Here is a 12,641-nt window from a genome sequence, read left to right as displayed (position 1 = left end):
TTAAGATATGATTCCGCCGACAAAGTCGGCGGAAAATAAATGAGATGTCTAAACTTCTAATCATATTGATCAACAAACAGATTAACAATAAATTATCAGTTAATCTTCACTAAACAGATCGCCACCATGCATATCAACCATATCTAAGGCTTTACCACCACCTCGAGCTACACATGTTAGTGGATCTTCAGCAACAACAACATGAATACCTGTCTCTGCTGATAATAATTTATCAATATTACGTAATAGCGCACCACCACCAGTTAACACCATTCCGTGTTCAGAAATATCTGATGCAAGCTCTGGTGGACATTGTTCTAAAGCAACTTTAACTGCGCTTACAATGCCACTTAATGGCTCTTGTAGTGCTTCTAAAATCTCGTTAGAGTTTAAGGTAAAGCTGCGTGGTACACCTTCGGCAAGGTTACGTCCACGAACTTCAATCTCAAGAACTTCATCACCAGGATAAGCACTACCAATAAAATGTTTGATTTTTTCAGCAGTTGCTTCACCAATAAGTGCACCATAATTACGGCGAACATAATTGATAATCGCTTCATCAAAACGGTCACCACCAATACGAGCAGAGGCAGAATAAACCACACCGTTTAATGAAATAACCGCAACTTCAGTCGTACCACCACCGATATCAACCACCATTGAACCGGTAGGCGCAGAAACCGGTAAATCCGCACCAATAGCGGCAGCCATTGGCTCTTCAATCAAATACACTTCACGCGCACCGGCACCTAATGCCGATTCACGAATCGCACGGCGTTCAACTTGGGTGGCACCAACAGGTACACAAACAAGCACTCGTGGGCTTGGTCTTAAAAAACTGTGACTATGGACTTGACGAATAAAATATTGCAACATTCTTTCGGTCACTGAAAAGTCTGCAATCACACCATCTTTCATCGGTCTAATTGCAGCAATATTCCCCGGAGTACGACCTAGCATCTGTTTCGCAGCATGTCCAACAGCAGCGACACTTTTTGGCGTCCCAGTACGATCCTGACGAATAGCAACAACTGAGGGTTCGTTTAGTACAATACCTTGCCCTTTAACATAAATAAGGGTATTTGCTGTACCTAAATCGATCGATAAATCATTTGAAAACAAGCCGCGAACTTTTTTGAACATAATAAAAACTCTTCCTAGAATTAATCTTGTTAAAGTGTATGTATTAGAATATTGAGAAGGAAACCATAAAATGAAAATAAAATAATCGCCATTTCATGTCGCTAAATAATAGCTTATTTAGCACGTTAAGACCATAGTCCGCCTCAACAATTATTAAGTGTGACTATTGTATATCAAATATAAAATAATACCTAGAAAATAGTATATCAAGTGATCGTAAAAGAGATATATAATGACAAAAGTTCTTTTACAGTGTATCCTTCCGCGTTAATGTTGAGTTACTGCCTTATTATCATTAAAAGACTTCTTTTAAGATTCTAAGGATGCATTAAAATAATTGTTACTTATTATCAAATAAATACGGTGTAATTCATGGATATACGCAAAATCAAAAAATTAATTGAACTTGTTGAACAGTCAGGTATTTCTGAACTTGAAATTTCTGAAGGTGAAGAATCAGTTCGAATTAGTCGTTCTGTGCCTACTACAAGCTATTCTGCGCCAGTACAAAATATTCAAATTCCACAACCTGCGCCAGTTGTTGTTACTCCAACAGTTCAAGCCGAAGTGGTAAGCGACACAAATAGTGTTGAAATCAGCGGCACAACAATTAAATCGCCAATGGTTGGAACGTTTTATCGTACACCAAGCCCAGAATCAAAGGCTTTTGTAGAAGTTGGTCAGACAGTAAATGTTGGTGATGTGCTTTGCATTGTAGAGGCAATGAAAATGATGAACCAAATTGAATCAGAAAAAGCAGGCACAATTAAAGCTATTTTAGTCGAAAATGGTCAACCAGTTGAATTTGATCAACCGCTATTCATCATTGAATAATCTGAATTTATTTATTAACTTATACGATTAAGAGATTGAATATGCTTGATAAAATTCTTATTGCTAACCGCGGAGAAATCGCTCTTCGCATTTTAAGAGCATGTAAAGAACTTGGAATTAAAACTGTCGCTGTTCACTCTTCGGCAGATAAAGACTTAAAACATGTGTTACTTGCAGACGAAACAGTCTGTATTGGTCCTGCCGCTTCAGCCAAAAGCTATCTTAATATCCCGGCGTTAATTTCTGCTGCCGAAGTAACAGGTGCAGCAGCTATTCATCCGGGATATGGTTTTTTATCAGAAAATGCTGATTTTGCTGAACAAGTTGAACGTTCAGGCTTTATTTTTATTGGACCAAAACCGGATACTATCCGCCTAATGGGCGATAAAGTATCGGCTATTGAAGCGATGAAAAAAGCAGGTGTACCTTGCGTACCCGGCTCAGACGGTCCATTAAGCAGCAACATCGAAACCAATAAAGAGATCGCCAAAAAAATTGGCTACCCGGTGATTATCAAAGCATCTGGTGGCGGTGGCGGTCGTGGCATGCGTATTGTTCGGGAAGAGAAAGATCTTGAGCAATCAATTAAAATGACTAAGCTTGAAGCAAAAACCGCTTTCAATAATGACATGGTTTATATGGAAAAGTTCCTTGAAAACCCTCGTCATATTGAAATTCAAGTGTTATCAGACGGTCAAGGCAATGCTGTTTATTTAGGTGAGCGTGATTGTTCAATGCAAAGACGCCATCAAAAAGTCGTTGAAGAAGCGCCTGCCGTTGGTATTACGCCAAAAATGCGTAAATTTATCGGTGAACGTTGCGTCAATGCTTGTATTGAAATTGGTTATCGTGGAGCAGGTACATTTGAGTTTCTATTTGAAAATGGTGAGTTCTATTTTATCGAAATGAATACCCGTATTCAGGTTGAACATCCTGTTACTGAAATGGTTACCGGTGTTGATCTTATTCGTGAACAAATTCTTATTGCGGCAGGTCAACCACTTTCAATTAAGCAAAGTGATATTCACATTCATGGTCATGCTATTGAGTGCCGAATTAATGCCGAAGATCCAAAAACATTTATGCCTTCACCGGGTAAAATTACCCGTTTCCATGCGCCGGGAGGGTTTGGTATTCGTTGGGAATCGCATATTTATGCCGGCTATACTGTGCCACCTTATTATGACTCAATGATTGGTAAACTCATTGCTTATGGTGAAACTCGTGAAGTAGCCATAGCAAGAATGAAAAACGCTCTGGCCGAATTAGTTATCGATGGCATAAAAACAAACATCGAACTTCACATTGAAATTATGAATGATGAAGGCTTCCAAAAAGGGGGCACCAATATTCATTATTTAGAGAAGAAATTAGGTATTTACGAGTAGCAAAATAATCCCCATTTATTGGGGATTATTGTTTTATTGAAGTATTAAATTAGTATAGGTAAAACGGATGAAAAATTGGAAAACAAGCGCTGAAGAAATTTTAACAATGGGTCCTGTTGTCCCGGTCATCGTTATTGAGCGTTTAGAAGATGCTGTACCACTAGCTAAAGCATTGATAGCAGGTGGCGTGAAAGTATTGGAAGTCACTTTAAGAACAGCATGTGCACTTGATGCAATTAAAAAAATTATTGAAGAAGTACCTGAAGCGGTCGTTGGCGCAGGTACCGTAACAACAGTTGAACAATTAAAACAAGTTACTCAAGCTGGCGTTAAATTTGTCATTACGCCGGGTATTACTGATTCTATCTTAAAAGAAGCGGTTGCCGGAACTGTGCCGGTGATTCCGGGTATAGCCACCATTTCTGAACTATTAACCGCGCAAGAATATGGGTTAACCGCATTAAAATTCTTCCCTGCCGAAATTAATGGCGGCGTTGCAGCACTAAAAGCTTTTGCTGGCCCATGTGGTTATATGAAATTTTGCCCTACTGGTGGGGTGAATCCAAAAAATTACCGTGACTATTTAGCACTTGATAATGTGCTTTGTGTTGGTGGGACTTGGTTTATTCCAACTGATGCTATTGCTCAAGGTGATTTTGCCAAAATTACGCAACTGGCGAAAGAAGCCGTCGCTGGCGCTAAATAATCATCAATCCGCCGATAACTCATCGGCGGTTTTCCACTTTTAATTAAGTGACTAACTTCTTAACCCTTTACCCTTTTCAATCAGCCGCCAAACCATGGCATATAGCACAATGACAAAAAGAAAAAGCATTGAAAAAGTAATCAATAACGATACATCGCTAACGCCCAAAAAACCGTAGCGAAAGCCATTAATCATATAAACAATTGGGTTAAGTTTAGAGACCCATTGCCAAAAAGTTGGTAGCATCGTAATTGAGTAAAAAACGCCACCGAGATAAGTTAACGGCGTTAAAACAAAAGTCGGAATAATACTAATATCATCAAAAGTCTTAGCATACACGGCATTTAATAAGCCAGCCAGTGAAAATAATATCGAAGTAAGCAACAAAGTAAAAATAACAAAAACCCATGAATAGACTTGATAACTAACAAAAAAGAGTGAAACGATTGTCACTAAAACGCCAGTTAAAATACCTCGCATTACTCCCCCACCCACATAGCCACAAATAATGATATGAGTCGGTACGGGCGCAACCAGTAATTCTTCAATATTACGCTGAAATTTAGCACTAAAAAAGGATGAACAAACATTGGTGTAAGAGTTAGTAATAACAGACATCATTATCAACCCCGGCACGATAAACGCCATATAACTAAAGCCGCCCATGTCACCAACACGAGAACCAATTAAGTTACCAAAAATAATAAAATACAGTGACATGGTGATAACTGGTGGAATCAATGTTTGGATCCAGATCCGCAAAAATCGCGTTACTTCTTTACGCCAAATACTTTTTAAGGCGATCCAATATAAACTATTCATCCATGTCTCCTTTTTGTTTATTATCATTATGTAATAGATCAACAAATAGCTCTTCTAAACGGTTAGCTTTATTACGCACACTGATCACTTTAATATTTTGTTGATTCAATTGTTCAAATAATTGATTTAATCCATGTTGCTTATCAACTTTCACCTCTAACATACCGGATTCGACATCATGATAACTATAACCTTGTAACTGGATTGGGTTAGAAGTTGGCACATAATCAATGATAATCGTCTCTGATTGGCTTTTGGCTAACAGATCACGCATTGAAGAGTTAGCAATTAATTGACCATGTTGAATAATACCAATATGCCGACATAACATTTCGGCCTCTTCTAAATAGTGAGTGGTTAAGATTATCGTGATTCCCTGACGATTAATTTCTCGCAAAAAATCCCACATAGAACGTCTTAACTCAATGTCTACCCCAGCAGTCGGCTCATCAAGAATTAACAATTTAGGTTCATGCACCAACGCTCGTGCAATCATTAATCGTCTTTTCATACCACCGGATAACATACAAGCCCGGCTATGGCGTTTATCCCATAAATCCAAAATTCGCAAATATTTTTCCGCTCGCTCTAACGCTAGTTTACGGGGTAAGCCATAATATCCACCCTGATTTGTCACAATTTGTAACACTTCTTCAAACTGATTAAAATTGAACTCTTGCGGAACAAGCCCTAATTGTCTTTTAGCATTAACAACATCGGTATCTAAGTCATAACCAAAGATTTTAACTTGCCCCGATGTTTTGGTCACTAACGAGCTGATAATACCGATTGTTGTTGATTTACCGGCACCATTTGGCCCAAGTAACGCATAAAAATCCCCAGCCTCAACGGTTAAATTAATACCTTTTAGCGCTTCTACACCCGTTTTATAGATTTTTTTGAGTGCAATTAACTCAAGTGCAGGAATTGATGACATGAAATATCCTAAGTAAATAAATGACTGATTAAGTGATATGATATCATGTTTAGCCAATCGACAATATTGGTAATATAATGAGCGGTTGTAAAGATAACTTTTAATACCAGTGGAATGTAAATTTGATCCTTCGCTATTATAGCCTTTATCGGGTTTAACTTTATGGGGTTTAAATAGTTTAGGTGTTTTTATTAAGGAATAATTATTATGATTAAAATTGGGTTAGTTTCGGTATCTGATAGAGCATCAAATGGCATTTATCAAGACGAAGGTATTCCATCTTTAATATCATGGTTACAATTGGCATTAAAAACGCCTTTTGCAACCGAAAGCCGAGTTATTCCGGATGAACAACCAATTATTGAGCAAACACTATGTGAACTGGTCGATAATTTACATTGTGATCTCATTTTTACAACTGGTGGTACCGGCCCTGCTTTACGTGATCTCACGCCGGATGCAACTTTAGCAATTGCTGATCGGGTCATGCCCGGATTTGGTGAACAGATGCGACAAATCAGTTTGCACTATGTGCCTACCGCTATTTTATCAAGACAAGTTGGCGTTATCCGTAAAAAATGCCTAATTTTAAATCTACCCGGTAGACCAAAATCAATCCAAGAAACCTTAGAAGGGGTAAAAGATAGTAAAGGAAATACGCTTGTTCATGGTATCTTTGCCAGTGTGCCCTATTGTATTGATCTGTTAGAAGGCCCCTATATAGAAACCCATGAACATATTGTTAAAGCATTTCGTCCGAAGCATGCAATAAAGTCTAACCTTTAATCTTATGCAAATTTCATGCATAATTATCACTATTACTTAGCAGTTTGAATTGCATCACATCGATATTAGGTATTTTAAATTGCATAAAAAATGCATAAAATTCTAAAGGCAAGCTTAGCTTTAAAGAAAAAATATGCTTTTATTTGGTATTCACACAGGGTGAAAAAATAAATATCAAGGAACAGTATGAAACAAAAAGATCTGACTAAAGCCTTTAAAGAGATGCTTTTACAAGAAAAATTCAGTTCACAAATTGAAATTGTACAAGCATTACAAGAACTGGGATTTGAAAATATTAATCAATCTAAAGTATCCCGAATGTTAAGCAAATTTGGGGCGGTGAGAACACGTAATGCAAAAGCGGAAATGGTTTACTGTTTGCCGGCTGAAATGAGTGTACCAACCACCAGTAGCCCATTAAAAAATTTAGTGATTGATATTGATTACAACAGTTCAATGGTGGTGATTCGAACCAGTCCGGGGGCTGCGCAACTTATTGCCCGACTGCTGGACTCAATTGGTAAATCGGAAGGGATTTTAGGTTCGATTGCCGGCGATGATACCATTTTTAGTACCCCTACCAAAGAATGCAGCGTAAAAAAACTTTATCAAACTATTATCGAACTGTTTGAACGAACGTTATAACGCAATCAATTTAAAGGGGTTAAAATTAGATAATTTTTAATGTTTAACCTATTGACACATTTGATTAAATCGTTAATTCTATATAACACTGATTTTGTAACCTAAGTTACAAAAACGAAGAGGCGCATTACTCAGGTAGATCATTTTAGGGACTGGAACTGCTAACAAATGATTAAGGGGATGTAATGCCGAGGTTTGGTAACGTTCCAGAAAGTTATCAAATCGACTGCAAGGGCTGAATCCCTTGGGTTGTCACCTTAACAGGTGGAGCGCTTCGCGGTGTGTATTTGTTTAACGGTAAATAGAACATACCCCGCTCTATCTCTGTTAAAAATAATAAAATTTTTAATATGAGGAATCCATGGAAACATCATTTGTAATAGCTAAATTCGGTGGAACAAGTGTTGCAAACTATAGCGCAATGGTAAATAGCGCAAATATTGTTATCGCCAATCCCAGTGTTAGGGTTGTTGTATTATCGGCATCAGCAGGTATCACAAATTTACTGGTCGCACTCTCTGAAGGTCGAGATGCAGAAGTTAGAGCGCAACATATCGCAAAAATCCAATCTATTCAGTACGAAATTTTAGAACAACTACCGGAAAATCCTTCATTACGAGCTGAAATAGATCAAATTATCACAAATATTGCTTCATTATCTGAAGCAGCCAGTTTAGCCACTTCGCCGGCATTAACTGATGAGCTAGTCAGTCATGGCGAAATAATGTCATCTAAACTATTTGTCGAAATATTAAAACAAAAACAAAAAAATGCCTTATGGTTTGATGTACGTAAAGTGATGCGTACCGATGACAAGTTTGGTAAAGCCGTACCAAAAATTGAAGAGATTAAACAGCTATGCTGTGCGCATTTAAAATCATTAAATAGTAACAATGTTATTGTAACACAGGGCTTTATCGGTAGTGAAAGCACAGGTAAAACCACAACTTTAGGTCGAGGCGGTAGCGATTATACCGCGGCATTACTTGGCGAAGCATTAAATGCGACACAAATTGATATTTGGACAGATGTAGCGGGAATTTATACAACTGATCCACGGATCACTGACGGCGCTAAACGGATTGACGAAATCTCATTTGCTGAAGCGGCCGAAATGGCAACCTTTGGTGCAAAAGTTTTACACCCAGCCACATTAGTTCCGGCCGTTAGAAGTAATATTCCGGTATTTGTCGGATCGAGCAAAGCGCCACAAGACGGTGGCACCATTGTGTATAATACCCATAGCATCAAATCCGAGCTGCCGTCTTTTAGAGCGTTAGCGCTTCGCCGTAGGCAGACATTGCTTACATTAACTAGCTTAAATATGTTACATGCTCAAGGCTTTTTAGCTAATGTATTTACAATTTTGGCCAAACATAATATTTCAGTGGATTTAGTCACAACTTCTGAAGTGAGCATTGCCTTAACTATCGATACGACCGGCACCAATACCAATGGCAATAGTTTATTAACCAAAGCACTGTTTGATGAACTCTCAACCCTGTGTCATGTCGATGTTGAAGAAGATTTAGCTTTAATTGCCATTATTGGTAACAATTTAACAACAACCAAAGGCATCGCAAAAGAGGTATTTGGTGCTTTAGATGATTTTGTTATCAGACTATGCTGTTATGGTGCAAGTACGCATAATCTATGTTTGTTAGCTAAAAGCCATGATGCAGAAAACATTGTAAAAATTCTTCATAAAACAATTTTTGAATAATCACACAGAGGCGAATGCCTCTTGTGCGCATTTAAACACTTTTAAACGCTAGCGCTAAATAAATTGCCTTATAAAAAATCTGGCATCTTGTCAAAAATAAAGGTAGACTTAGCGCTATATGCAGCTATGCATATTGTTGTATGTCTAACTTAAAATGATTGTTAGTTTAATCATTCGATAAAATCATTATCTTCTTATTTGTTATTTTTCAAATGTCATAAATAGTTTATAGCTAAGTATTTTACGTTTTAGTAAATCGGTTACATCTATTACAGTCAATACTATCATTATCATCTGTTAATTTTTTAAAAACTTTGCAAGTAAAATAAATTTAAACTTAATCAAACAAAGGAAATCATTATGGGTATTTTGAGTTGGATTATTTTAGGATTAATCGCCGGTTGGATTGCCAAGTTTTTTATGCCATTAGGTCGTGTAGGTGTAATTAAAACCATGTTACTTGGTATTGCTGGTGCGTTAGTAGGTGGTTACATCAGTACTTTTTTCCATTGGGGAAGTGGTGTAACCGGGTTTAACTTTCCAAGTCTGTTAGTTTCTGTATTAGGCGCTATTTTACTTATCTATCTTTATCGCCTTATTAAGTAACTTTCCAAAAGGTGGGCAAGTGCTCACCTTTTTTAACTTCTCTCCTAACCTCACCACTTTTAAAATCAGCCTTAACCTTTATCGCTATTGATGAATGCCTAGGTTAAAATCTTTAAGCTTAAAGGTTATAATAAATCATTCCGCCCTATCTTAATTTTTGCTATATTAACAGGCAAAGTTTAATTGAAAATACTGTAGAACATAATGCTAAAAATATTCAATACATTAACCAGAGAAAAAGAACCCTTTCAATCAATCACGCCAAATAAAATTGGTCTTTATGTTTGTGGTGTCACCATTTATGACCTATGTCACATTGGTCACGGGCGCACTTTTGTGGCGTTTGATGTTGTCACCCGTTACTTACGCTTTTTAGGTTATGATTTAACTTATGTTCGTAATATTACCGATGTTGACGATAAAATCATCAAAAGAGCACTTGAAAACGGTGAAACTTGTGAAGAGTTAACCGAACGAATGTTACAAGAGATGTATGCAGATTTTGATGCACTGAATATTAAACGTCCGGACGTTGAGCCTCGTGCCACCCGCCACATGCCGCAAATTATTGCGCTGGTAGAAGAGTTAATTAAAAAAGATCATGCTTATATCGCCGATAATGGCGATGTGATGTTTTCGGTCGATAGCGATCCAAATTACGGTATTTTATCTCGCCAAAATTTAGAACAACTTCAAGCCGGAGCCCGTGTTGATGTGGTCGATGTGAAACGCAATCCAATGGACTTTGTACTATGGAAAATGTCAAAACCCAATGAGCCAAGTTGGGATTCACCATGGGGCAAAGGTCGACCGGGCTGGCATATTGAGTGTTCGGCAATGAATAGCTATCAATTAGGTCACCATTTTGATATTCATGGTGGTGGGTCGGATCTTATGTTCCCACATCACGAAAACGAAATTGCCCAATCAACTTGCGCCCATAATGGCCAATATGTCAATTATTGGATGCATTCGGGTATGGTGATGATTGATCAGGAAAAAATGTCAAAATCACTGAATAATTTTTTCACTATTCGTGATGTATTAAAACATTATGATGCTGAAACAGTGCGTTACTTTTTACTTTCGGGTCACTATCGTAGTCAACTCAATTATAGTGAAGAAAACCTAAAACAGGCTAGAGTAGCGCTTGAGCGTTTATATACAGCACTGCGTGACACTGATCCTAATCATCCGCACACTACGCCTGACAGCAATTATTATCGCCAATTCTGTCAAGCAATGAATGATGATTTTAATACGCCGGAAGCCTATTCCACACTCTTTGATCTGGCGCGAGAAATCAATAAAGCAAAAGCAGAAAATGATATGGCACAAGCCAATGAGTTAGCTGCCGAATTGCGTTATTTATCGTCAGTGTTAGGGCTATTAGAGCAAGATCCGGTTAAATTTTTACAGGGCGAACACCAAGATGACGTTGACAGTGAATTAATTGAATCTTTAATTAAACAACGTAATGAAGCAAGAGCAAGTAAAAACTGGGCGCTAGCCGACCAAGCTCGTGATCAACTGAGTGCAATGAATATTGTGCTTGAAGATAGCGCCAATGGCACCACGTGGCGTAAAAAGAGTTAAATACATCGTTAATCATCAAAAAAGGCATCGCTACATCGATGCCTTTTTTAGTCTTTATCCCAATTTTTTATCTATTGAGGTTAAAATACCGCGTAAAATATTCAACTCTTGTTGCTCGATACGTGCACGGGTAAATAACCGACGTAATCTTCCCATAATTTGACCGGGATGATTGGAATTAATAAAGCCAGTTTTCAGTAACGTTTGCTCTAGATGCTGATAAAAACGTTCAATATCTTCATCTTTTGGGAAGCTGATAGCATCATCATTTTCAACTGGATTAGATAAATCCGTTGGCAAATTTAACAGCGACATTCGAATCTCATAACACAGCACCTGCACCGACATTGCCAAATTTAACGAACTATAATCAGGATTAGCTGGGATACCGACATGATAATGACATTTTTGCAGTTCATCATTGGTTAGCCCGACCCGTTCACGCCCAAAAACTAACGCAACTTTCGCCGTTGCGGCTTCCTGGATAATTTTATCACCGCACTCTTTAGGGGTTAAGTTTGGCCACTGTAAACTGCGTGGTCTTGCACTGGTGCCAATAACCAAATGACAATCGGCGATCGCCTGTTCCAGCGAGGATAAAATCTGTGCATTTTTAATAATATCACTCGCCCCTGCGGCTAATGAAATCGATTGCGAATCGGGTTTGATAACTGGGTTAACTAAACAAAGATTCGTTAATCCCATGGTTTTCATTGCTCTAGCCACTGACCCCATATTGCCGGTATGGGAGGTTTCAACCAAAACAATTTTTATATTATCTAAATAACTCACAGCTTCCTCATTAAACTTTTGTGTCACATTATCTTATAACTTAATGATAAACAGTATATCGTAAAAATGTATCTAAATGCAGTTTCAATGTCAGTTAGCCAACAAATACAGACATCAGATTATTTTAGACAAAGCGCACAAAAATTAAGTTCATTACAAATAAGTTATTGACGAAACAAAAATAATTTGCCAATGTATTTATGGAAACACTCAATTGTGTTAGCTTTTTTGTTAGTAAACATAATGGAGGTCATATATGACTTTAAGCATTACCAGTAAACAAATGGATATTACACCAGCCATCCGTAGCTATCTTGAAGATAAGTTTTCGAAATTAGACAAATGGAGAGCTCTGCTGATTAATCCACATTTTATTTTATCTAAAGAGCCTGACGGATTTATTGTTGATGCCACCATTGCCACCAAAGGAAGCCCATTAGTTGCCTCAGCTAAACACATTGATATGTATGCCGCAATCAATGATCTTGTGGCAAAACTGGAAAGACAGCTCAATAAAATACAACATAAAGGCGAGTCAAGACGAGCGTTTGACAGTATTAAAGGGACAGTAACTGAAGAAATTTAATAATTAATTTACGTTATTCATCTAATAAAAAAGGCACATTAATGGTGCCTTTATTTTTTTGCTTGCTATAATATTGT

13 protein-coding genes and 1 riboswitch are annotated in these 12,641 nt (G+C 37.6%); of the genes, 9 read left to right on the top strand and 4 right to left on the bottom strand.

Features of this window, described 5'->3' with window-relative positions:
• Positions 1-99: 99 nt before the first annotated feature.
• On the bottom strand, positions 100-1,143 hold the full coding sequence (locus tag J3U42_RS01505) for a rod shape-determining protein (RefSeq protein ID WP_220217892.1): 1,044 nt from the start codon (positions 1,141-1,143) through the stop codon (positions 100-102).
• Between the two features lie 372 nt (positions 1,144-1,515).
• On the opposite strand from J3U42_RS01505, the gene accB reads away from it, so the two are divergent.
• The 3 genes from accB (at position 1,516) to J3U42_RS01490 (ending at position 4,071) form a co-directional block, all read left to right on the top strand.
• Entirely contained in the window at positions 1,516-1,977 is a 462-nt protein-coding gene (accB, locus tag J3U42_RS01500) for an acetyl-CoA carboxylase biotin carboxyl carrier protein (RefSeq protein WP_220217893.1), read from the top strand.
• A gap of 41 nt (positions 1,978-2,018) precedes the next feature.
• Complete coding sequence (gene accC, locus J3U42_RS01495) at positions 2,019-3,365, top strand: acetyl-CoA carboxylase biotin carboxylase subunit (protein ID WP_220217894.1); 1,347 nt, start codon at positions 2,019-2,021, stop codon at positions 3,363-3,365.
• 67 nt (positions 3,366-3,432) lie between these two features.
• Positions 3,433-4,071 (top strand): bifunctional 4-hydroxy-2-oxoglutarate aldolase/2-dehydro-3-deoxy-phosphogluconate aldolase, encoded by a 639-nt coding sequence (locus tag J3U42_RS01490; protein WP_220217895.1) that lies wholly within the window; start codon positions 3,433-3,435, stop codon positions 4,069-4,071.
• Positions 4,072-4,122: 51 nt separating this feature from the next.
• Here J3U42_RS01490 and J3U42_RS01485 read toward each other — a convergent pair whose 3' ends face one another.
• On the bottom strand, positions 4,123-4,893 hold the full coding sequence (locus J3U42_RS01485) for an ABC transporter permease (RefSeq protein WP_220217896.1): 771 nt from the start codon (positions 4,891-4,893) through the stop codon (positions 4,123-4,125).
• Positions 4,886-5,830: an ABC transporter ATP-binding protein gene (locus tag J3U42_RS01480; protein ID WP_220217897.1), complete on the bottom strand. Its 945-nt coding sequence runs from the start codon at positions 5,828-5,830 to the stop codon at positions 4,886-4,888. The genes J3U42_RS01485 and J3U42_RS01480 overlap by 8 nt, the downstream gene beginning before the upstream one ends.
• 207 nt (positions 5,831-6,037) lie before the next feature.
• Here J3U42_RS01480 and mog point away from each other — a divergent pair, with 207 nt between their 5' ends.
• The 5 genes from mog (at position 6,038) to cysS (ending at position 11,186) form a co-directional block, all read left to right on the top strand.
• On the top strand, positions 6,038-6,616 hold the full coding sequence (gene mog, locus J3U42_RS01475; RefSeq protein ID WP_267335135.1) for a molybdopterin adenylyltransferase: 579 nt from the start codon (positions 6,038-6,040) through the stop codon (positions 6,614-6,616).
• A gap of 186 nt (positions 6,617-6,802) precedes the next feature.
• The gene (gene argR, locus J3U42_RS01470; RefSeq protein ID WP_220217898.1) at positions 6,803-7,261 is read left to right on the top strand and encodes a transcriptional regulator ArgR; all 459 of its coding nucleotides are present in this window, start codon (positions 6,803-6,805) and stop codon (positions 7,259-7,261) included.
• A 109-nt stretch (positions 7,262-7,370) separates the two neighbouring features.
• Positions 7,371-7,544: riboswitch (Lysine riboswitch) on the top strand.
• Between the two features lie 78 nt (positions 7,545-7,622).
• On the top strand, positions 7,623-8,984 hold the full coding sequence (gene lysC, locus J3U42_RS01465; RefSeq protein ID WP_267329564.1) for a lysine-sensitive aspartokinase 3: 1,362 nt from the start codon (positions 7,623-7,625) through the stop codon (positions 8,982-8,984).
• 360 nt (positions 8,985-9,344) lie between these two features.
• Positions 9,345-9,590 (top strand): GlsB/YeaQ/YmgE family stress response membrane protein, encoded by a 246-nt coding sequence (locus J3U42_RS01460; protein ID WP_220217900.1) that lies wholly within the window; start codon positions 9,345-9,347, stop codon positions 9,588-9,590.
• Between the two features lie 204 nt (positions 9,591-9,794).
• Positions 9,795-11,186, top strand: a complete 1,392-nt coding sequence (cysS, locus tag J3U42_RS01455) for a cysteine--tRNA ligase (RefSeq protein WP_267329565.1) — start codon at positions 9,795-9,797, stop codon at positions 11,184-11,186.
• 54 nt (positions 11,187-11,240) lie between these two features.
• On the opposite strand, the gene trmJ is transcribed toward cysS, so the two are convergent.
• The gene (gene trmJ, locus J3U42_RS01450) at positions 11,241-11,921 is read right to left on the bottom strand and encodes a tRNA (cytosine(32)/uridine(32)-2'-O)-methyltransferase TrmJ (protein ID WP_416380431.1); all 681 of its coding nucleotides are present in this window, start codon (positions 11,919-11,921) and stop codon (positions 11,241-11,243) included.
• A 313-nt stretch (positions 11,922-12,234) separates the two neighbouring features.
• On the opposite strand from trmJ, the gene raiA reads away from it, so the two are divergent.
• A complete protein-coding gene (gene raiA, locus J3U42_RS01445) occupies positions 12,235-12,564 on the top strand; it encodes a ribosome-associated translation inhibitor RaiA (protein ID WP_220217903.1) in 330 nt (109 codons plus the stop codon).
• Positions 12,565-12,641: the final 77 nt, after the last annotated feature.

This window comes from Gilliamella sp. B2923 (assembly GCF_026536565.1).
Taxonomy (GTDB): Bacteria; Pseudomonadota; Gammaproteobacteria; order Enterobacterales; family Orbaceae; genus Gilliamella.
This window is presented reverse-complemented; position numbering and strand designations above follow the sequence as displayed.